At 57.5% G+C, this 20,707-nt stretch carries 22 protein-coding genes; 16 read left to right on the top strand and 6 right to left on the bottom strand.

Annotated elements, in window-relative coordinates:
* The 4 genes from RAE04_RS01160 (at position 1) to RAE04_RS01145 (ending at position 4,589) form a co-directional block, all read left to right on the top strand.
* Positions 1-831, top strand: coding sequence for an indole-3-glycerol phosphate synthase TrpC (locus RAE04_RS01160; protein WP_239228135.1), 831 nt, complete (start codon positions 1-3; stop codon positions 829-831).
* Positions 832-876: 45 nt separating this feature from the next.
* On the top strand, positions 877-1,830 hold the full coding sequence (gene lgt / locus RAE04_RS01155) for a prolipoprotein diacylglyceryl transferase (protein ID WP_317026134.1): 954 nt from the start codon (positions 877-879) through the stop codon (positions 1,828-1,830).
* 158 nt (positions 1,831-1,988) lie between these two features.
* On the top strand, positions 1,989-3,404 hold the full coding sequence (gene pyk / locus RAE04_RS01150; protein WP_317026264.1) for a pyruvate kinase: 1,416 nt from the start codon (positions 1,989-1,991) through the stop codon (positions 3,402-3,404).
* 294 nt (positions 3,405-3,698) lie between these two features.
* Complete coding sequence (locus tag RAE04_RS01145; protein WP_005328806.1) at positions 3,699-4,589, top strand: cation diffusion facilitator family transporter; 891 nt, start codon at positions 3,699-3,701, stop codon at positions 4,587-4,589.
* A gap of 7 nt (positions 4,590-4,596) precedes the next feature.
* On the opposite strand, the gene RAE04_RS01140 is transcribed toward RAE04_RS01145, so the two are convergent.
* Together RAE04_RS01140 and RAE04_RS01135 are read right to left on the bottom strand one after the other, a co-directional pair.
* The gene (locus tag RAE04_RS01140; protein ID WP_198010462.1) at positions 4,597-5,280 is read right to left on the bottom strand and encodes a hypothetical protein; all 684 of its coding nucleotides are present in this window, start codon (positions 5,278-5,280) and stop codon (positions 4,597-4,599) included.
* Positions 5,281-5,383: 103 nt separating this feature from the next.
* Positions 5,384-6,727 (bottom strand): IS256 family transposase, encoded by a 1,344-nt coding sequence (locus RAE04_RS01135; protein WP_317026133.1) that lies wholly within the window; start codon positions 6,725-6,727, stop codon positions 5,384-5,386.
* 132 nt (positions 6,728-6,859) lie between these two features.
* On the opposite strand from RAE04_RS01135, the gene RAE04_RS01130 reads away from it, so the two are divergent.
* Genes RAE04_RS01130 through RAE04_RS01115 form a run of 4 tightly spaced genes read left to right on the top strand, consistent with a single transcriptional unit; the run spans position 6,860 to position 7,889 of the window.
* A complete protein-coding gene (locus tag RAE04_RS01130; protein WP_317026132.1) occupies positions 6,860-7,060 on the top strand; it encodes a hypothetical protein in 201 nt (66 codons plus the stop codon).
* A gap of 36 nt (positions 7,061-7,096) precedes the next feature.
* On the top strand, positions 7,097-7,234 hold the full coding sequence (locus RAE04_RS01125) for a hypothetical protein (protein WP_317026131.1): 138 nt from the start codon (positions 7,097-7,099) through the stop codon (positions 7,232-7,234).
* Positions 7,212-7,334: an alkaline phosphatase gene (locus RAE04_RS01120; protein WP_317026130.1), complete on the top strand. Its 123-nt coding sequence runs from the start codon at positions 7,212-7,214 to the stop codon at positions 7,332-7,334. Before RAE04_RS01125 ends, RAE04_RS01120 begins: the two co-directional genes overlap by 23 nt.
* A gap of 30 nt (positions 7,335-7,364) precedes the next feature.
* A complete protein-coding gene (locus tag RAE04_RS01115) occupies positions 7,365-7,889 on the top strand; it encodes a hypothetical protein (protein WP_238799525.1) in 525 nt (174 codons plus the stop codon).
* Positions 7,890-7,962: 73 nt separating this feature from the next.
* On the opposite strand, the gene RAE04_RS01110 is transcribed toward RAE04_RS01115, so the two are convergent.
* On the bottom strand, positions 7,963-10,353 hold the full coding sequence (locus RAE04_RS01110; protein ID WP_317026129.1) for a glycogen/starch/alpha-glucan phosphorylase: 2,391 nt from the start codon (positions 10,351-10,353) through the stop codon (positions 7,963-7,965).
* Positions 10,354-10,450: 97 nt separating this feature from the next.
* Positions 10,451-11,656 (bottom strand): amidohydrolase, encoded by a 1,206-nt coding sequence (locus RAE04_RS01105; protein WP_284836291.1) that lies wholly within the window; start codon positions 11,654-11,656, stop codon positions 10,451-10,453.
* Positions 11,657-11,692: 36 nt separating this feature from the next.
* On the opposite strand from RAE04_RS01105, the gene RAE04_RS01100 reads away from it, so the two are divergent.
* On the top strand, positions 11,693-12,091 hold the full coding sequence (locus RAE04_RS01100; protein ID WP_239283049.1) for a hypothetical protein: 399 nt from the start codon (positions 11,693-11,695) through the stop codon (positions 12,089-12,091).
* Here the strand turns inward: RAE04_RS01100 and RAE04_RS01095 are convergent.
* Positions 12,088-13,170, bottom strand: a complete 1,083-nt coding sequence (locus tag RAE04_RS01095) for a glycerate kinase (RefSeq protein ID WP_239273137.1) — start codon at positions 13,168-13,170, stop codon at positions 12,088-12,090. The genes RAE04_RS01100 and RAE04_RS01095 overlap by 4 nt on opposite strands.
* A 199-nt stretch (positions 13,171-13,369) precedes the next feature.
* Between RAE04_RS01095 and gdhA the strand changes: the two genes are divergently transcribed.
* Both gdhA and RAE04_RS01085 read left to right on the top strand, forming a co-directional pair.
* Complete coding sequence (gene gdhA, locus RAE04_RS01090) at positions 13,370-14,716, top strand: NADP-specific glutamate dehydrogenase (protein WP_317026128.1); 1,347 nt, start codon at positions 13,370-13,372, stop codon at positions 14,714-14,716.
* Between the two features lie 201 nt (positions 14,717-14,917).
* Positions 14,918-15,676, top strand: coding sequence for a DivIVA domain-containing protein (locus tag RAE04_RS01085; RefSeq protein ID WP_317026127.1), 759 nt, complete (start codon positions 14,918-14,920; stop codon positions 15,674-15,676).
* Between the two features lie 191 nt (positions 15,677-15,867).
* On the opposite strand, the gene RAE04_RS01080 is transcribed toward RAE04_RS01085, so the two are convergent.
* A complete protein-coding gene (locus RAE04_RS01080) occupies positions 15,868-16,515 on the bottom strand; it encodes a hypothetical protein (protein ID WP_317026126.1) in 648 nt (215 codons plus the stop codon).
* Between the two features lie 150 nt (positions 16,516-16,665).
* On the opposite strand from RAE04_RS01080, the gene RAE04_RS01075 reads away from it, so the two are divergent.
* The 5 genes from RAE04_RS01075 to RAE04_RS01055 are packed head-to-tail and all read left to right on the top strand — an operon-like array spanning position 16,666 to position 20,650.
* Positions 16,666-17,211 carry a YceD family protein gene (locus tag RAE04_RS01075; RefSeq protein WP_049378306.1) on the top strand — a complete coding sequence of 182 codons (546 nt, stop codon included), beginning with the start codon at positions 16,666-16,668 and terminating at the stop codon, positions 17,209-17,211.
* Entirely contained in the window at positions 17,208-17,978 is a 771-nt protein-coding gene (gene rnc / locus RAE04_RS01070; RefSeq protein ID WP_049378305.1) for a ribonuclease III, read from the top strand. Before RAE04_RS01075 ends, rnc begins: the two co-directional genes overlap by 4 nt.
* 2 nt (positions 17,979-17,980) lie before the next feature.
* Positions 17,981-18,796 (top strand): bifunctional DNA-formamidopyrimidine glycosylase/DNA-(apurinic or apyrimidinic site) lyase, encoded by an 816-nt coding sequence (mutM, locus tag RAE04_RS01065; RefSeq protein ID WP_225746769.1) that lies wholly within the window; start codon positions 17,981-17,983, stop codon positions 18,794-18,796.
* Positions 18,797-18,849: 53 nt separating this feature from the next.
* Positions 18,850-20,349, top strand: coding sequence for an alanine/glycine:cation symporter family protein (locus RAE04_RS01060; RefSeq protein WP_225746770.1), 1,500 nt, complete (start codon positions 18,850-18,852; stop codon positions 20,347-20,349).
* A gap of 16 nt (positions 20,350-20,365) precedes the next feature.
* Complete coding sequence (locus RAE04_RS01055; RefSeq protein ID WP_225746771.1) at positions 20,366-20,650, top strand: acylphosphatase; 285 nt, start codon at positions 20,366-20,368, stop codon at positions 20,648-20,650.
* The last annotated feature ends 57 nt before the right edge of the window (positions 20,651-20,707 follow it).

Here is a 20,707-nt window from a genome sequence, read left to right as displayed (position 1 = left end):
ATGCCTACGCCCATTGCCGTTGACCACCTTGTTGCAGGAGTCTTGGAGGACGTCGCTGCGCGGGAAGCCCGCGTGTCTTTTAAAGAGGTGAAGGCCCGCTCGCGTGACATGGAGCCTCCCCGGGATGCCCGCGCGGCTTTGCTACGCACAGGCTGCTCGGTCATCACAGAGCTCAAGCGCGCCGTACCCTACGGCGGCGAAATCGCTCATGTTGGCTCTGCGGAACAGATGGCGGAATGGGCCCGCACCTTTGAACACTGCGGCGTACATCTCATGGCATGCCAGACCGATTTCCGCCGCTTTCACGGTTCTTTAGAAGACATGGCAGCTGCCCGTGCTGCGATTGATATTCCCATGATGTCGCGCGATCTCATCGTGGACCCTTACCAAATTCATGAAGCCCGGTGCTTTGGGGCCGATGCTATTCCGTTGCAGGTCGAACTCTTAGAGCAAGCTCGCCTGGAGGCGCTTTTGGACCGGGTGGAATCGCTCGGTATGACCGCCATCGTAGAGGTACGCAACTGCGCCGAGGTCGACCGCGCAATCAAGGCAGGAAGTAGCGTCATTGCCATCAATGCGTGGTCGTTGGCTTCGGATGCTATTAACCGCGAGGCGTTTAACGATATCGCTCCAGGCCTGCCAGAATCGATTCTGCGCATCGCAGTAGGCGGGGTAAATAACGCGCGCAACCTGTTTCACTATGCTTCACGCGGCGCCGATGCAGTTTTGGTGGGCGAATCAGTCATGGCTGCCCAGGATCCTACGGCGCTGGCGCGCTCTTTGGTGGCTGCCGGGCAGCACCCAGCGTGCCCCGCGCGCAAGATAGAATAAGACCCCAACTAGCTGGTGGGGTGGGGGATAAGGCACACTGGCTATGTGCACACAGAAATTCTTGCAAATATTCCGTCCCCGCCGCAGGGCGTGTGGCAGTTGGGGCCCATTCCCCTTCGTGCCTATGCGCTGTGCATCATCGTAGGAATTATCGTCGCCTTGCGAATGACCTTACGCCGCTACACCGCACGCGGCGGTAACCCAGACACAGTATGGGATGCCGCCATCGTGGTCATCCCAGCCGGCATCATTGGCGGGCGGCTCTACCACGTCATTACCGATAACCAGAAGTACTTTTGCAATAGCTGCAATCCCGCGGACGCGCTGAAGATCACCAATGGCGGACTGGGCATTTGGGGCGCCGTAGCCTTGGGCGCACTAGCTTTGTGGGTGCTTTTCAAAGTGAAAAAGGTGCCGCTCGGCCCCTTTGCTGACGCGGTGGCGCCAGGCCTCGTCCTCGCGCAGGCGATTGGACGCCTAGGTAACTGGTTTAACCAAGAGCTCTATGGGCGCCCGACCGACGTTCCGTGGGCTTTAGACATCTATTATCGCGTCAATGAAAATGGCGGCTATGCTCCCGTTTCCGGACACTCCACGGGTGAGGTCATGACCTCGGTGCACCCGACTTTCTTGTACGAGCTCGTGTGGAATGTTCTAGTCTGTCTTTTCCTCTTGTGGGCTCACAAGGCCTGGAAGTTGGGGCACGGGCGCGTCTTTGCCCTCTATGTCATGGGCTATACATTGGGCCGCTTCTTTATTGAAGGGATGCGTTCCGATGAGGCGACCCATATCTTTGGGGTCCGCGTGAATCTCATCGTCTCCCTAGTGATTTTTATCATCGCCGCGGTTGTCTTCTTTATGCTTGATAGGCCCCGCCAGGGCCCAGAGTCCCCCGAAGAGGTGGATCCTAAGTATTGGGCAGCGCACCGCGCACATGATGAGCACCGCGATGAGCACGCGGTATCTGACGGGCAGCAACCGGGTTCTTTATCGACGTAAACACTGCCCAAGTGTGCCCGGTTGCTTTTGGTTTTGTGGGAAATAGGACATTTTGGGGTGCCCGTTCAGAAAATGAGCCCGAGAAATTGTGGCCCCAATCCTTTCGAAGGAGTAGGTTGGGGAGTGTTCAGTTTCCCCGACGGAATAGGCCAATAATGCTGGATAGAAGAACGAAGATTGTTTGTACTCTCGGCCCTGCCGTTGCTAGCGAGGATGGTATCTTGCGCCTTGTACAGGACGGCATGGACGTTGCCCGCCTGAATATGTCTCACGGCGAGCATGCAGACCACGAGGCGAATTACAACTGGGTGCGCCAAGCCACCGATAAGACCGGCCGCGCCGTAGGTATCTTAGCGGACCTCCAGGGCCCTAAGATTCGCCTTGGCCGCTTTATTAATGGCGAGGAGCAGTGGGATAACGGCCAGATCGTCCGCATTACCGTGGACGATATCGAAGGCACCCATGACCGCGTCTCTACCACCTACAAGGGCCTGGCCAAGGACGCCAAGCCAGGTGACCGCCTGCTGATCGACGACGGCAAGGTTGCCGTTGTTTGTAAGGAGGTCGACGGCAACGACGTTGTCTGTGAGGTCACCGAAGGTGGGCCGGTTTCCAATAACAAGGGCGTTTCCCTCCCTGGTATGGATATCTCTGTTCCGGCTTTGTCGGAAAAGGATATCGCTGACCTGCGCTTCGCTTTGAAGCTCGGCGTTGACCTCGTGGCACTGTCCTTTGTCCGCTCCCCAGCAGATGTGGATAAGGTCCATGAGATTATGGACGAAGAGGGTCGCCGCGTTCCGGTCATTGCCAAGCTGGAAAAGCCTGAGGCAGTAGACGCGCTCGAGTCTATCGTGCTGGCATTCGATGCCATCATGATTGCCCGTGGTGACCTCGGTGTTGAGGTGCCGCTGGAGCGCGTGCCGCTGTTCCAGAAGCGCGCTATCCAGATTGCTCGCGAGAACGCTAAGCCGGTCATCGTGGCTACCCAGATGCTGGATTCCATGATTTCTAACCTGCGCCCGACCCGTGCAGAGGCTTCCGACGTGGCTAACGCCGTTCTCGATGGCGCTGATGCCGTTATGCTCTCTGGTGAGACTTCCGTGGGTATTGACCCGCAGAACGTCGTGCGCACCATGTCCAAGATCGTGGCTAATGCTGAAGATGGTGGCAAGGTTCCACCGCTGTCCCACGTTCCGCGCACCAAGCGTGGTGTGGTGTCCTATTCCGCCCGCGATATTGCCGAGCGCCTCAATGCAAAGGCCATCGTAGCCTTTACTACCTCCGGCGATACCGCTAAGCGAGTGGCTCGCCTGCACTCCCAGCTTCCGCTGTTGGCGTTTACGCCGGACCCAGCGGTTCGCTCCCAGCTGGCTCTGACGTGGGGTGCTGAGACCTTCTTGGGCCCGGATGTTAAGTCCACCGATGACATGATGGAAGCCATCGATGATGCATTGCTGAAGATGGATAAGTACGAGGAAGGTGACATGATTGTCGTCATTGCTGGTACCCCTCCAGGAATCGCTGGTAACACCAACATGATTCAGTGCCATCTGTTGGGTGAGACCAAAAAGTAATTTCTTTTGGTACAAGCGCCGTGACCCTCTTTTAACACGTTCCACGGGTCGCGGCGCTTTTCTATATACATTTATACAAATGTAGATTTATATTTACCTCGAGTATACTCAGCGGTTGCTTTCCTGACATGCGGCTGCAGTACTTTTTGGTTGTTCATGTTTCAGCTTCTCTACACATTCAAAGGACAACTGCACAATGACCTAAATCAGGCCGACTTGGCCTCAGTGGCTGCGCTTACCGCCATCCATTTTCATTTAATTGTCAATAAGCGTCGACGGGGATAGGCTGAGTGCATGGCACACGAGCACCACGACCACGATCACTCCAGCACGCCGCTGCGCGCACTCTTGATTGCGCTAGGCATTACCGGCACCGTCTTCTTCGCGGAGCTGATCGGCGGCTGGTTGGCGGGTTCGATGGCGCTGATGGCGGATGCGATGCACATGCTTTCCGACGCTGCGGGGTTGATCATCGCGGTGTTAGCGGTGTTGGTTGGGCGCCGACAAGCATCGGCTCAGGCCACGTACGGCTACCGACGAGTGGAGGTGCTTGCTGCACTGGCGAATGCAGTGATGGTGCTGGCGATCTCGGTGTGGATTGTCGTCGAGGCGGTGCGCCGCCTGCAGAGCCCGGCCGAAGTGCAGGGAAAAACGATGCTGATCATCGCGGTGATCGGCCTGGTGGCGAATGCGCTATCGGCGTGGGTTCTGCACCGGCACCGCAAATCCTCGATCAACGTGGAGGGCGCGTTCTTGCACGTGTTAGTGGATATGCTCGGCTCGGTCGCAGTAATCGTGGCCGGCATCGTGGTACTGACCACGGGGTTTGTGGCGGCGGACGTGATCGCCTCCCTAGCGATCGCGGCGATGGTGCTGCCGCGCGCCTGGCAGCTCATGCGGCTTTCGGCGAGCGTGCTGCTCGAGCAAGTCCCGGCGGACTTCGACGCCAGTGCGATCGAGCCCGCGCTGCGGCAGGTCGAGGGCGTTGCTGACATCCACGACCTGCACTTGTGGAGCCTGGACGGCGTGAACGTGCTCACGACCGTGCATATCGTGCGCGACGGCACCGTCGGCACCGGCCCGCTGTTGGATGCCGCCCAGCAGGCCCTGCGCGAACACGGTATCGAGCACTCCACCATCCAGATTGAGCACCCAGAGCACGAATCCCACGAGACGGTGTGCTGATTCCCTTCTAACCTGACTTAGGCCAATTTTGTGCGGAAGTTCGCGGCCGGTGATTACTTGGATGGTGGCAGTGAGGTCGGGCGGGAATGGTACGGCGGCGTGAATGGTTTCGCCGCCAACGACGAGTTGAAAGCTGCGGTATTTCTTGAGTGTTCTCACGAGGCGTTTGATGAAGTGACCACTGCGGGTCTCCATCAGGTGGGTCACGGCTAGTGCTGCCATCACAATATTGAGATGTGCTGTGATCGAGTTTTGTTTCCTCGCATAGATTGGGCGTGCTTTCAGGTCTGATTTCGACATCCGATACGACATTTTCAATGTGGAATAGCCTGCGGTAATGCCCGATAACCTCCTGGGCGGGAAGAGCGGTCAGGTCGGTTTCATAGCCTTTAATTCCGGCTAGGGCTCGGTGTTTGGCTGCAAGAGCGTAGTTGACCTTCTTGTTCGGGGTGGAAAGATCGAAATAGCGGTTGCGCTTAATGGCGATTTCGCCGTCAACAGCGCGTTTGGCTTTTGCGACTTGCTCTTTGATTCCGCGCAGGCCGCGTCTGGCCCGATCATAGGAGTACTGGAAGTGGGTCACCGTATTCGGGGTTGTGTGTTTGCGCGCATCGCTTGCCGAGGCTTGTGTCCAGATCTGGCCGTGGGCGTAGGCTTCACCAGGGATTTCCCGCCGCCAGGTTTCAATCACCTCAGGCACGGTGGGGTTTCACCGACAAAATGTAGTGCAGACCTGCATCTATCAATGCTTGCTTGTTCGGAGGGTGTCAAGTTGTTTGTGTGTGGGGCTAGGTTTATAGGTATTTGTCGAAGCTGTCGGGGTAGGCCACGGCCATTTGGTTAATGGCTTGTTTCCAGCCGGAAACTCGGGTCCCTTCCATGAGTCTGCCGGTTGTCGCTGAGACTCGTTTGCCCTGCTTCGCTCTCTTGGCAACTCGTCTGTCTTCGATATTGCAGATCATCAACCATAGCGTCTTGAGCGCTGATTCATTGTTAGTGAACTGCACCCTGTTGCGGGTAGCTTTCCGCAGTTCATTGTTGAATGATTCAATCGAATTCTTCGTGTAAATGACCTTGCTGGCTGCTGGTGGGAACTGGAGAAACGGTACGAAACGCGCCCATGCATCTCGCCAGACTTTGACTGAGCGTGGATACTTTTCTCCCAATTCAGAGGCTTCAAATTCGTCTAAGGCAGCCTTAGCTGTGGACTCGTCCGTGGCGGTGTAAATCTTTTTCAACGCGGCCGATACGCCCCGGCGATCCCTGTAGGCTACCCATCGGTTAGCGGCACGAATCAGGTGCACGATACAGGTTTGCACCATAGAGTTCGGCCAGGTTGCCTTTACTTCTTCCGGCAAGCCTTTGAACCCGTTACAGCAAACGATAAAGACGTCTTTAACCCCACGGTTAGAAAGATTGGCGCATACTTGCGCCCAGGATGAAGCGCTTTCTTCTTTGGCAATCCACGATTCCAAAAAGTGCTTGATACCGTCGAGAGCCACGCCGATTGCCATGTACGCGGACTTATTGACCACTAGGCCGCCATCGCGGATTTTAATGCGCAGCGCGTCCAGGAAAATGACCGGGTAGAACTCGTCTAGCTGGCGGTTTTGCCAGACCATGACCTCATCGAGGACGGCATCGGTGACTGCGGAAATCGTCTCATGGGAAATATCAACACGCATCGCCGTTGCCATATGGTGCTGGATGTCCCTAATTGTCATCCCACCGGCATACAAGCTGACGATCATGTCATCAACGTCGGTCAATCTCCTCGAGCCTTTAGGGACCATAGTCGGCAAGAAGGTTCCCGCCCGATCTCTTGGCACATCAACGGTGACTGGCCTGTAGTTAGAATCCACGGTCTTTGGATACGACCCGTTGCGGTGATTGTCTGTTCTAGCTGCAGCTTTAGCGCTCCTGTCGCCAGACTCGTAGCCCAGGTGGGCATCCATTTCAGCGTTGAGGCCTCTGGGAATCGAGGCCTGTAGCATGCCGCGAACCAGGTCGTTGGCATCCGTTGTAGACGTGCCTAGGTCATCAATCAGCTTCGCGATTTCAGGGTTAGCAAGAAGCTTCTTTTCAATCGCATCAATCTTGGCCTTATCAGCCGGATCTCGTCTCGCCACAGTAGTCATTCTGGTCCATCTCCTCATGCAGGTTAGGTACCCACACACAAACCATCAGACACTCTCTATTCCGAAGCCACTCCGGCGGCGTGGGCCGCGCACAACAAGGACCGCGATAAGCTGCAGGACATTAGCCGTGAGATGCTCGGCAGCGCCCTCGACTGGGTCATGGCCGCTGGCCACCCGTTCTACGATAATGACCACCAGAAGGTCGATACTCCCGACTATAGCTTCATGTACGAGGACGACTACGCCAAGCTTTCCGGAGGCGAGACCGACTGGAATTACTTCGAGTCCGACGATGACTTCAAGAAGATGGCGCAAGGTGACGTCAAGCCGTAGCAGAAGTATTGGGGTATCGCGCAGGTAGGTTCCACGTTGCAGAACTCCCGCTCGGGCGAGGCAAAGGCTCCGTACTCTGACCCGCTTAACGACGTCGTCGATCTCCCCACCATGACGACTGGCGCCCTCAATGCGCTGGGACAGGACGAGGATGGCTTTTTCCATCATGATTGAGGGCGGTGCCATCGACTGGGCCGGCCACGGAAATAACCCAGTGCGCGATATCGAGGAGACTCAGGACTTTAATAAGTCGGTTGCTGCTGCCATCAAGTAGGTAGAGGAGAACTCCTCGTGGGAGGACACTTTGCTCGTCGTGACCGCGGATCACGAAACCGGTTATCTATCCGGTGCGAATGAGGCAGCGACGGACGACAACCCTGATGCGGAAGACCGCTTTAACGCCATGGAAGGCGAAAAGGGCAAGGTCGCTCGGCACGGTTGGTACTCCGGGCAGCACACCAACCAATTGGTGCCATTCTTCTTCAAGGGTGCAGGCTCTGAGGACATCATGGCTAATACCTCCGGTACGGATTCGGTGCGCGGCGATTTCATCGATAACACCTTGGTGGCCAACTTGGTCTTTGATGAGTGGTGGAATGGTGACGCCGGCTCTGCCGACGAGCCAGAGCAGCCGGGAAGTACTACTAATCCGGCGGATGATGCAGGAAAGAAGGGCAGCAGCAAGGGCTTTGCCGCAGGTCTAGCTACAGGCCTAGGAATCTTGGGCGCTGTCGTTGGCGGACTCGGTTTCCTAGCCACGCAGATGGGTGTGCTCAATATTGACCTAAAGCCCATCTATGAGCAGCTAAAGCGTGTCGGCCTGCGCTAAACAAACAGAAGTAGGCCTAACGCCACGTTAAAGTCCTGCCCTCAGCTGCAGAAGCGGAGGGGCAGGACTTTTCTTAGCTCTGGGAAATCGGAGTTGGTTGGATCTTCCAGACCTCGTTGGCATAGTCCGCGATGGTCCGGTCGGAAGAAAAGCGGCCAGAGTAGCAAATATTGAGCCACGCCTTCTTGGCCCAGGCAAGTTGGTCTGCCTCGTATTCGGCAGCCATGCGGTCGCGGGTCTCGCGGTAGTCGGCGAAGTCACCTAGGACGTAGTACTGGTCTTGAGCGTGCTCCCCGAAGCCGTCGAGAAGCGAGGCGCGCAGATCGCCGAAGATACCGGCATTGTCTGCGCCCAGGGTGCCGTCGACAAGCGCATCCAGTACGCGGGCCAAGCCTGGCACGCTCTGGTAAAGCTCGCCCGGGTTGTACTCTGCGCGCAGCTGTGGCAACTCCTCATTGCGGGCGCCGAAGATATAAGCGTTGTCCTCGCCAACCGCCTCGACGATTTCTACGTTTGCTCCATCCATGGTGCCCAAGGTCAGGGCACCATTCATCATGAACTTCATATTGGACGTGCCGGAGGCTTCCTTGCCAGCCACAGAAATCTGCTCGGAGATATCAGCGGCTGGGATGATGTGCTCTGCGGGGGAGACGTTGTAATTCTCTACGAAGACGACGCGGATGATGTCCTTGGTGGCCGGGTCGTTATTGACCAGGTCTGCGATGGTGTTGATGAGCTTAATAATCGCCTTGGCGCGGTCGTAGCCCGGTGCGGCCTTGGCACCAAAGATGAAAGTACGCTTCGGCACGGTTTCGCCCTCGTCCTTGATACGGAAGTAGAGGTCAAGGACGTAGAGGGCGTTCATCAGCTGGCGCTTGTACTCGTGCAGGCGCTTAATCTGCACGTCAAAGATGGAATCAGGGTCGATTTCAGCGCCTTGGTGGTCGTTTATCCACTGCGCAAAGTCGCGCTTATTGGCCTGCTTGATGGCGATCAGTTCTCGTAGTAGGTCAGCATCGTCGGCCTTATCGGCGAGTCTGGCCAGCTGGGTGAGGTCAGTAACCCACGCATCGGAACCAGCCTGCTGGGTGAGCAGTTCTGCCAGGCGGGGGTTGCACATCTTCAGCCAGCGGCGCGGGGTGACGCCATTGGTCTTATTGTTGAATTTTTCTGGCCAGAGCTCATGCCATTCAGACAGCGTATCGGCCTTGATGATTTCGGTATGCAGGGCGGCGACACCGTTAATGGAGTAAGCGGCGTAGCAGGCGATCCAGGCCATGTGAACCTGTCCGTTGGACACCGGCGTCATGTAGTCAATGCGACCCTGATCCAGGCCGCGATGGGCCATATCTTCGCGGAAGCGGCGATCGATTTCTTCCACCAACTGCCAGATGCGCCAGAACAGCTTTTGGAAGATGGACACTTCCCAGCTCTCCAGTGCCTCCGCGAGCACGGTGTGGTTGGTGTAGGCGAAGGTCTCGGTGACGATCTTCCACGCCGCATCCCAGCTCAGACCATGGTCATCGAGCAATATGCGCAGGAGCTCAGGGATGGCGAGCACAGGGTGAGTGTCATTGAGCTGGATGGAGTTGTACTGCGCAAAACCGGTGAGGTCCTCGCCGTGCTGGGCAATGTAGTTATCCACCATGGTCTGCAGGGATGCGGAGACAAAGAAGTATTGTTGGCGAACGCGCAGTACCTTGCCCTCGTAGGTGGTGTCGTTGGGGTAGAGCACGCGGCAGATATCCATGACGCGCTCGCGATCGACAATGGCCTCCGTAAAGCGCTGGGAGTTGAAGACGTCGTAATCGAATTCAGCGATGGGTTCGGACTTCCACAGGCGTAGCGTGCCTACGTTATCGGTTCCATAGCCGGTGATAGGCATGTCATAGGGAATGGCGCGCACATCCATGTCATCGAAGTGGACACGGCGTTGCTCGGAGGCGCGGCGGATGATGAAGTCATAGCCGTTTTCCATCCATGCATCAGGCTGTTCCTTCTGGAAGCCATTCTCAAAGGACTGGCGGAAAAGGCCGTAACGGTAGAGCAGGCCATAACCGGTGACGGGGTAGTCCTGGGTGACAGCGGAATCGAGGAAGCAGGCGGCAAGGCGGCCGAGGCCACCGTTGCCGAGCGCGGCATCGTGCTCGGCGTCGAGGACATCGCTCAGCTCGTGATCGGCAGCGGTGGCCGCTGCCTTGGCATCGTCGACCAAGCCCAGGTTGGTGAGGTTATTGAGCAGCGCGCGGCCCTGCAGGAACTCCGCGGAGAAGTAGTGCTGCTGGCGGGTGGCAGCGTAGGCGGAACGGGTGCGCTCCCAATTATCGGCAATCTGCTCCATGACGGCGCCGGATAGGCCCGACCAGAACTTGCGGTAGGAAGCGCTGTGCGGGCTCACACCGGAGGCCGCACGAACATGGGAGGGAACGGTGGATTCGAAAACAGAGTGCCGTGGCTGGCTCATGTGAAACCTTAAGTTAGTGGGAAGTCACGAAACGTCTGCCAGCTTAATAGGATTGGCGCAGCCTTGCAGGGGGAATAGGGAAAGGCGCGCCGGGTACCTAGGACTTAGCCAAGTAGGTCAATGCCGCACCATATGCTGCCCGGGTGGAGGCATATACGGTCGGGGCATAGTCCGGAAGGAAGGTCGCCTGGTGGTTTACAGGCGGATTCTCTAACTCATTTTCCGGAGTGCAGCCGATGTGCCAAAAGACATAAGGTACGCCCCATGCTTGTGGTAGATAGCAAAAGTCCTCAGAGGCGGTAGAAGGGGAGGCGATGACCGAATCGGAGCCGAAGGCGGCATCGAAAACCTCGGCCACTGGTGCGTGGGCCGTGGCGTCGTTATCGGTGACCTCGCCGTGAGCGTAGTACTCAAAGGTCGGGTCTTGCTCGCTTCCGGACGCCACACACTCGGCCTTGACCATGCGCTCGAGGGAGGCATAGATCTTTTCCGCGAGTGCGGGATCGTAATAGCGCGTATTGAGTACGAGCTCGGCGGATTCGGGAATGATGTTGTTTTTATCGCCGGAGTGTAGCTCGCCTACAGAGATGACAAAAAACTCGTGTGGGGCAACTTCGCGGCCCACGATAGCTTGGAGGCGGGTGACGATCATGGCCGCGATATAGGTGGGGTCGATGGAGTTATGGGGCATGGAGGCGTGGGCTGATTTTCCAAAGACGCGAATGCGCAAGGAATCGCAGCCGGCCATGATGGGGCCTGCGGTGTGGCGCACAGTACCGGCGCGGCCGGGCATGATGTGTTGTCCTAGGCAAATATCGGGACGAGGCACACGCTCGATGAGGTTATCGGCCAACATGTCCTTAGCCCCCACGGAGGATTCTTCGGCCGGTTGGAAAAGGGCGAGGAAGGTGCCGGACCAGGAGCTCCGAGAGGCGTCGAGAAGCGCGCAGGCACCCAGCAGCGCCGTGGTGTGCATATCGTGCCCGCAGGCGTGCATCTTTCCATTAGTGGCGGAATAGGACACGCCGGTGGCTTCCTCGACAGGCAACCCATCGAAGTCTGCGCGCAGCAAAGCAGTGGGCCCATCGCCGTTGCGGAAAATAGCGACCATACCAAAGCCGCCGATGTGTTCTACTACTTCGCAGTCAAAATCGGCGAGCTTGGCGCGGATGCGAGCGGCGGTGCGCTCCTCTTCATGCGAAAGCTCGGGGTGGCGGTGCAGGTCTTCGTAAAAGTCCTGCTGCCACCCCAGATCAGCTTCTTGAGAAGTGACAAGCTGGGCGATGCGGGCAGAATCAGACATGGTTTCACACCTTAGGGATTGGGTAGGGTTGGCGCTATGCCGGTTATTCAATTTGATGTTTTGGTTCCCAACGCGCAAGCAGAGCGCGTCGCGGAAATCTTTACCACCGCCACGGACAAGCTGGTGGAGAGTGGTTCGCTTTGCTCAGCTGACGTTACCCGCCCAGAGGCACCACAGTTTCCAGAGGGGTTGGAGGAGCAGCTGCGGCAAAATTATCGCGACGAGCATGAGGACCGCGACCTTGAGGACGCGAGCGTGCACCGCTACGACATTGCGGTGGCGGGCGTGAGTGGCTCGGTCAACCAGCTGGGCATGGTGCTCTCGCGCCTTCTCACCCCGCATGCAGTGCTGCCCAAGGACCACGTATTGCTTGAAGACGAGCTGGCACATGAACGGCCCGCTATCTTCCCGTGGTCACTGTCCATTCGGCCTTAGAGCTGCTTAACGATGTCCCCGGCGGCCGCCGCTAGCTGCTGGGCCAACGAGCCTTCTTGGCTAAGGGGAGCGCAGTAGGCGTCGGTGTCGTGCTCGAAGGAGCCGGCGATAATGCCCACGGGAGTTCCGGTTTGTCGGGCGAGATCCGTGATGGTACCGACTGCCTTGCCGGTCAGAGACTGTTCATCAAAGCGGCCCTCGCCAGTAATGACGAGATCGGCAGCGGCGATCTTTTCCGGAAGGCCCAGTGCTGCGGCTACGTGCGTGCCGCCGGACAGGACGCGCACGTGTTCGTCTGAGCCCCAGAGGGTGCGCGAGAGCCAGGACAGGCCAATGGGAAGGCCACCCGCGGCGCCATAATAGGCAGAATCTGCATCGGTGCCGGTAACCTCGCAGGCTTGGAGCATGGCGCCGGCCAGCAGCGCTACTTGTTCGCCTTCAGCTCCCTTTTGGGGGCCGTACATGGTTGCCGCCTGCACTGGGGTAGCGCGGGTATCTGCCAGCAGTGTGAAGTCGAGCATGCCGGCCTTGATATTGAGCTGCGCGGTATCGATGTGGTCCAGCTGAACGAGAGGAGCGCCGCCCTTGGGCAGGGCATAGCCGCGGGCGTCGTGCGCGGCGGCGCCGAGTGCGGTGAGGACGCCCATCCCGGCGTCAATGCTGGCGGTGCCGCCTAGTCCCAGCACGATCGAGGTAGCGCCTCGTGTTTCTGCGTCCGCGATCAGCACGCCGGTGCCATAGGAATCGGCGTGGAGCGGATCAAGGCTGTCCTGCACGGCTGGCAGCCCGGTGGCAGAGGCGACGTCAATGAACGCAGTGGTTCCGGCGAGAACATAGCTTGCCTGAGTCAAGCGGCCAATGGCGTCGGTAGTGGGCAGGGTAATGGTCTCGGCGGATTGTCCGCCGGCCGCTGCTGCCTGCGCAAGGACGGCAGCGGAGCCTTCGCCGCCATCGGCCATGGGCAGGGTGGTCACTGTGGCGTCGGGAAGCACCTGGCGCACTCCCATAGCAATGCTGGCTGCGGCCTCGGGCGCGGAGGCGGTGCCTTTAAACGAGTCTGGGGCGACGACAATATGCATGCCAGCAATTATAAAGCCCGTGTGCAATGGGGCACTGCGCGGCTTAAGTTTCGAACGGTCTACAGAAAATATCTATCTTTATTGTGGCTGGTAAAAGGTGTTGTGTATCTCCCTAAACCCTCGAACCTGCTTGCATTATCGGTAGTGTGATAGGAAACTGGTATCTGTTCTTACAAGTCCACAGAATGGAATGCACACCATGTCAGTAGATAGCCAAATCTCTGAGTACTACGACAAATTGCTCAAGCGCAATGCGGGAGAACCAGAATTCCACCAAGCGGTTTCTGAGGTCCTGGATTCGCTGAAAATTGTCCTGGAAAAAGACCCGCAATACGCGGACTACGGCTTGGTGGAGCGCCTGTGCGAGCCTGAACGCCAGCTCATCTTCCGTGTGCCGTGGATCGACGATAATGGCGAAATCCAGGTCAACCGCGGCTTCCGTGTTCAGTTCAACTCCGCGCTCGGCCCCTACAAGGGAGGCCTCCGATTCCATCCCTCGGTCAACCTGGGCATCATCAAGTTCCTCGGTTTTGAGCAGATCTTCAAAAACTCCCTGACCGGCCTGCCCATCGGCGGCGGCAAGGGCGGTTCTGACTTTGATCCCAAGGGCAAGTCCGAGGTAGAGGTCATGCGCTTTTGTCAGTCCTTTATGACGGAGCTGCACCGCCACATTGGCGAATACCGCGACGTGCCAGCCGGTGACATCGGCGTCGGCGGCCGCGAGGTCGGGTTCCTCTTTGGTCAGTACCGCCGCCTGACCACGCAGCACGAATCTGGCGTCCTCACCGGCAAGGGATTGACCTGGGGTGGTTCCCTGGTTCGTACTGAGGCCACGGGCTTTGGCACGGTCTACCTCACCAATGAGATGATGAAGACGCACGGCGAGTCTTTCGACGGCGCCAAGGTTATCGTCTCCGGTTCTGGCAATGTGGCCATCTACGCTGCCGCTAAGGCCCAAGAGCTCGGAGCCACCGTAGTGGCCATGTCAGATTCCTCCGGCTACATCACTACCCCTAATGGCGTGGACATTGAACTGCTCAAGGACGTGAAGGAAAACCGCCGTGAACGCATTTCCACCTATGCCGAAGAAGCTGGAAACGGCGTGGAATTCCACCAGGGTGGAAATATCTGGGAAGTACAGGCAGACGTGGCTTTGCCGTGCGCAACGCAAAATGAGCTTGATGGTGAATCCGCAAAGAAGCTCGTCGATGGCGGCGTGCGCTACGTAGCCGAAGGCGCCAATATGCCGTCTACCCCAGAGGCGGTCCATGTCTTCCAAGAATCTAAGATCAACTTCGCGCCGGGCAAGGCCGCCAACGCTGGTGGCGTTGCTACCTCTGCGCTAGAAATGCAGCAAAACGCATCCCGTGACTCCTGGTCCTTTGAATACACCGATGATCGCCTCCATTCGATCATGTCTAATATCTTTAAAAACATCGATAGCACGGCTAAAGAATATGACCGTGAAGGCGATTACGTTGCCGGTGCAAATATTGCTGGCTTCAAGAAGGTAGCGGACGCCATGCTGGCACAGGGCGTCATTTAGTAGCTCGCTTTTACTTTTAAGCTCCCCTTCTGCGCTGCCTTTGTGTAGTGGAGAAGGGGAGCTTGTGGCTTTTTAGAAGCGCCATTAATTCCGTGCGCGGGCCGATAGTTGGAGATGATCGGCTCTGGAAGTGAAATCTGCAGTATACACTCGGTGCGTGGCCTCCACGTCTGGCACGTGAGGGCATGTAAAATTCGCAGCATGTACCGTGTCTTTGAGTCCCTAGATGAACTAGTCCAGCACTTGGAAGAGGCCCATAGCCTCCCCATGACCTCTAATTGCATGGTTCCGCGCCATGAAATGCTCGCGCTTCTCGACGACCTCCGAAACGCCCTGCCCGTTGAAATTGATGACGCGCAGGATGTCTTGGATAAGCAGGATGAAATCCTCCACGGCGCCGAAGAGCGTGCGGACCAGACCATCAATGACGCTAATGCGCAGGCCGATGACATCGTGGGCCATGCTCGCGAGGAGGCGGATGCCACGGTCTCCCACGCAGAACAGCATGCCGCCAAGCTAGTGGCTGATGCTGAAGCTCGCGCTGAGTCCATGGTGGAACAGGCCCGCGCGGAGGCTGACCGCACCATTGCTCAGGCCAATGATGAGTATGAACGTTCCGTGGCAGAAGGTCGTGCTGAGCAAGAGCGCATGGTTTCGGAATCGGAAGTTGTCCGCCGCGCTGATGAGGAAGCACACCGCATTGTGGAGTCCGCCCACACCGAGTCCAACCGTCTGCGCAGTGAATGTGATGAGTTTGTAGACGGCAAGCTAAGTGAATTTGAAACCACCCTCAATGGGCTGCTGCGCACCGTAAGCTCTGACCGCTCTGCACTGCGCGGCGGTGCCGGCGTCCGTTCCCGTGGCGGCGACTACCAGCCCACGGGTCGTGCCGGTGGCGTTGCGGGAGGCCCCCGTTACGCAGAAGGCGAGGCATACGAGCGTCGCTATAACGAGCGCTAAACCTTTAAATTCTTTCTGCCCTTAAGCTTCATTTCCTGGATGGAACTGGGCTCTGGAGCTTGAGGGGTGAGGGATGGTTTGGTCCCTTATATCAGGCACGGCTAAAGGCTCTGGTGGGTGGGCAGACGGTTTGTCGTACACCGTCTGCCCACCCACCAGAGCCTTAATGTTTTCCTACCAACGCTGGCAGTTCAGGAGGTTGCGCGGGAGCGCGGCAGTGTGGTGGGCACTGCCGTATTTGCTGCATGGGGAGTAGCTGTTAACGGCGTGTGTGTGGACGTGGCGCTGCCTTCTTCCTTCGAGGTGAGATGCGCAGGTGCGGCGGATTGGACGGCCATACATGCTGCAATGATTGTGGTCACTAAGCCGGGGAAAAGGAATGCAACGAGTGCGGTAAAGAAATAGGAAGACAGTGACGTCAAAGAACTATCCCTAAAGTTTTGCGGAAAGCACATGGCGCACATACTCACTAACGCATCTGTGGCAACTAGCATGGTGCCTACAGAAATAAGCGCGGTAGGAATGGTTTCTCGTGAGAACCAAGTAATGGCACCTGCGCTTAGGGAAAAGATGAGTGCGCCGGTAAGCACCGAAAGGTCCATGCCAGTGGGCAATACCAGGTTGGTGCCAGCTACCAAACCAGCAACGATGCTGCAGATGAGTGCAGTAAAAAGGCGAATCCCACTAGCACCATAGATTCCTGAACGGTCCGGCTGTGGAGTGGCGTGCACGAGCGTGCCGGCAATGGTTAATACCGCGGCAGGAAGGCAGCTAAACATGGCGAATCCGAGTGCGATGCTGCGTGGATCCGGGGAGGCTAGCGCCAAGTGGTAAGTCATGTCTCCACACTAAAGACGGCTTTGGCTTGGGAAAAGGCTATTCCGGAAAGGCATAGGCCCTTTTACTTTAAACGACAGACTCTTGACAGAAAGTTTGCCTGTGCTGGCCGCTAGGCGGAGTTTGCGGGGCAAGGTAGACTACCTAGTGTTATGACATCACCATTGAAGTTCGATGTGGGCGAATTGTTGAACGCCCAAGGCGCTGACGCACTGCCGGAGCAACGCACCCAGACCGGCCCCGCACCTGAGAGGATCGGCGTCGAGATGATCGCTATTCCGAAGGGCGAGGAGCTCACTGTAGACGCCACCTTGACCCCTCTAGGTGCAGGTGTCTTGGTGGATGCCAACGTATCTGGACGGCTGACAGGGGAATGCTCCCGGTGCTTGAAGGAACTGCACCCAGAGCTGGACTTGCACGTCACGCAGGTCTTTGCCGCCGATGAATCTTTCGTCTCTGGCGATGATCCTGCAGCCGATGATGAAGGCTCCGGAGATGAGATTCCGGAGATCGAGGATGATGAGCTGGACCTTTTGCAGGCCGTGATCGATGAGGCAGGCCTCAACCTTCCCTTCGCGCCGGTGTGTGAGGACGGCTGTGAGATCGACACGCCTGAAGGGGTGACCACCGGTATTTCTGGTGAAGAAGAGGAAGACAAGGTCGATCCCCGCTGGGCTGGTTTGGAGAAGTTCCTATGAGCCGCAAAAAGAAGCTAACCGGGGAAGAGGCACTGGCAGCTGAATTTGCTGCAGTAGACCACAGCCCATTGTTGGAATCGCTCGGCGTGGAATTGCAGCCAGAACACCTGCGTTTGGCGCTTACTCACCGGTCGTTTGCCAATGAGAATGGGCATTTGCCTAATAACGAGCGCTTGGAGTTTTTGGGCGATGCGGTGCTGGGCCTGTCGGTGGCCTCTCAGCTCTACATCACTTATCCCTCTCGTCCTGAATCGGATATTTCCAAGATGCGTGCTTCGATCGTCTCGCGCTACGGACTATCGGATATTGCTCGTGAGATAAACCTCGGCCCGCACATATTGTTGGGTAAGGGCGAGCAATCCACTGGTGGCCGCGATAAGGATTCCATCCTTGCCGATACCACCGAGGCTATCTTTGGCGCTATCTACCGCGAGCATGGATTCGAAACTGCGCGAGATGTCATCCTGCGCTTATTTGCGGAAAAAATCGAAAATGCCACTGTGAGCGGCCGCCACTTGGATTGGAAGACCACTTTGCAGGAGCTGTGCGCCGAGCTTAAGGCACCGATGCCGGTCTACTCGGCTACCTCCACCGGCCCAGAACATGACCAAACCTTTAACGCGGTAGCTACCGTAGCTGGTCTAACCGTGGGCAATGGAGTGGGACACAATAAGAAGCTAGCCGAGCAGCAAGCGGCTCAGGAGGCGTGCCAGACTTTGCGTGAGACTCCTCTCTTGGTGCAGGGCACTGCGCATAAAGAAGGCTAAGCATGCCGGAACTGCCGGAAGTCGAATCCGTCCGCCGGGGTCTTGAGCCCCACGTGGTGGGGCGGACTTTTGAGTCTGTGTACGTCCTTCACCCGCGTGCCAACCGTGGCCAAGATGAGCCACTTTCCGGTCTTCTTGTCGGTAAAGAGATCGCCGCTGTGGCCCGGCGAGGCAAGTTTATGTGGCTGGAATTTGTGGGCGAAGATTTCATGGATCCCCACCGCGACGTCCTTTTTGTCCACTTAGGCATGTCGGGCCAGGTTCGAATCGGCACGACTGATTCGCCGCATCTGCGCATTAGCGCTCAGCTAAGCGGTGGGACAGAGCTTAGCTTTGTAGACCAGCGCACCTTTGGCTATTGGCTCTATGCGCCGTGGGCGAAGATCTCGCACATTGGCATTGACCCGTTGGAACCAGACTTTGACATTGTGGCTACCGCACGGCGCCTGCGGGCAAAGAAAACTGCAGTAAAGACCGCACTGTTGGATCAAACCTTGGCTTCTGGAATCGGCAATATCTATGCCGATGAATCCCTGTGGGCGGCACAGATTCCGCCCCGCAAAAGGGCATCGACGTTGCGGCAAAAGGATGCCGTAGCCCTGCTCGAAGCGGCCCAAGAGGTTATGGCCGCCGCCCTAAAAGTGGGTGGCACGAGCTTCGATTCCTTGTACGTTAATGTGAACGGCGAATCGGGATACTTCTCGCGGTCTTTGGCCGCGTATGGGCGGGCTGGCCAGCCCTGTCAGCGTTGCGGAACGCTCTTGGAGCGCTGCGTAATTTCAGGGCGTTCCACCCATTTCTGCCCCCATTGCCAATAAGTTATGGCGCATGAGGTTCACGTTGTGAACCTCAAGGCAGTAAATTATTCTGCATGGATTTTCTTGAAAATGTCGTAACGACATTTAATGACGGCGTCTGGTCGTGGATTCTGCCCTGGCTGCTCATCGCTGCGGGCCTATTCTTCGGCATCCGTACCGCTTTGGTGCAGGTGCGCATGGTGCCAGATATGTTCCGCGCCGTCGTCGAGCGACCCAAGGGGGAAGGTCGCGATGAGGACGAGGACTACGGCGGCATCTCTGCTTTCAAGGCCTTTACTATTTCGGCCGCCTCCCGCGTCGGCACCGGTAACGTGGCCGGCGTGGCCGTGGCCATTTCCGTGGGCGGCCCAGGTGCTGTCTTTTGGATGTGGCTCATCGCCATCCTTGGTGGTGCAACTGCATTCATCGAATCCACGCTGGCGCAGCTGTGGAAGGTGCGCGATGGTGATGGTTACCGTGGCGGCCCAGCGTACTATATGAAGCGGGGTTTGGGCTGGGGCCCGCTTGGCGTTCTTTTCTCCATCGCTATCGCTTTTACCTTTGGTTTGGTCTACAACGCCTTCCAGACCAACGCCATCGCGGATGCGGTGTCTTTCTCTTTTGACCGCGATGACACCATGTTCCGCGCCATCATCGGTGTTGTTATCGCCATGGTTGCAGGCCTCATCATCTTTGGCGGTGTTAACCGCATTGCCAATATCACCCAGATCATCGTGCCTTTTATGGCGGTGGCCTACCTGCTTGTCGGCGGTTTTGTAGTCATCACGAACTTTGACAAGGTGCCGGGAATGATTGGAGATATTGTCGGTCACGCACTGGGCATTAAGGAAATCGCAGGCGCCGGTCTCGGTGCGGCCATGATGAAGGGTATTCAGCGCGGACTGTTTTCCAACGAAGCTGGCGAGGGCTCTGCTCCGAATGCAGCGGCTACCGCGGCAGTCTCGCACCCGGTCAAGCAGGGCCTGGTACAAACCCTTGGCGTGTACTTCGACACCTTGGTGGTGTGTACCATCACCGCCTTCGTCATCTTGCTGGGGCCGGAGATTGCCTACGGCGCTGAAGCAGAAGGCGTCTCCTTGACCCAGGCGGCTTTGTCTTCTGAGGTGGGCGAGTGGGGCATCCACTTCGTCAGCTTCATCCTTCTCTTCCTGGCTTTCTCCTCCATCCTGGGCAATTATTACTTGGCGGAATCTAACCTGGAGTACCTCACCCAGAGCAAGCCTGCGCTGGTAATCTTCCGCCTTGTTGTGCTTTTCTTTGTCTGGTTCGGCGCAGTGGGCTCCCTGCCGCTGGTCTTTGCCTTGGCCGATACCGGTGCGGCAACCATGGTGATTCTCAATATCATCGCCATCGTGCCACTATCCGGTGTGGCGATTAAGTTGCTCAAGAATTACAACAAGCAGCGCAGCCAAGGCATTGACCCGGTATTCCACCGCGATATGATGCCGGAGCTGAAGGGCGTAGAGTGCTGGGACGGATCGGATCCTGTCACTCGCCGCAGGGAGGAGGATCGCCGCGTGTTGCGCGATAAGGGACACCACGACCACTATTAGAAATTAGGGAGACCGCATGGCACTGGAAAGAATGACCGCTTTTGTCCATGGGCACGTTCAAGGCGTGGGCTTTCGGTGGTGGACGCGCTCCCGTGCCCTTGAGCTCGGCTTGAACGGGCATGCCACTAATCTGGCCGATGGCCGGGTGCAGGTGGTAGCTGAAGGTCCGCGGGAGAAATGCGAGGAATTGCTGGGACTCCTCAAAGAGCAGCCGAGTACGACCCGCCGCCCGGGAACGGTGGATCTAGTCGTCGAACAATGGGCTGCCCCTAAGGGCGAATCTGGCTTCATCGAACGCTAACTCGCAGCACAAGCCCGCCCAGCCGAATCTCGAGGCTCGGCTGGGCGGCTGCGTTCA

This window comes from Corynebacterium sp. CTNIH16 (assembly GCF_032821655.1).
Classification (GTDB): Bacteria; Actinomycetota; Actinomycetes; order Mycobacteriales; family Mycobacteriaceae; genus Corynebacterium; species Corynebacterium marquesiae.
Note: the sequence above shows the minus strand (reverse complement) of the source record. Positions and strands in the feature narration are given on the sequence as shown.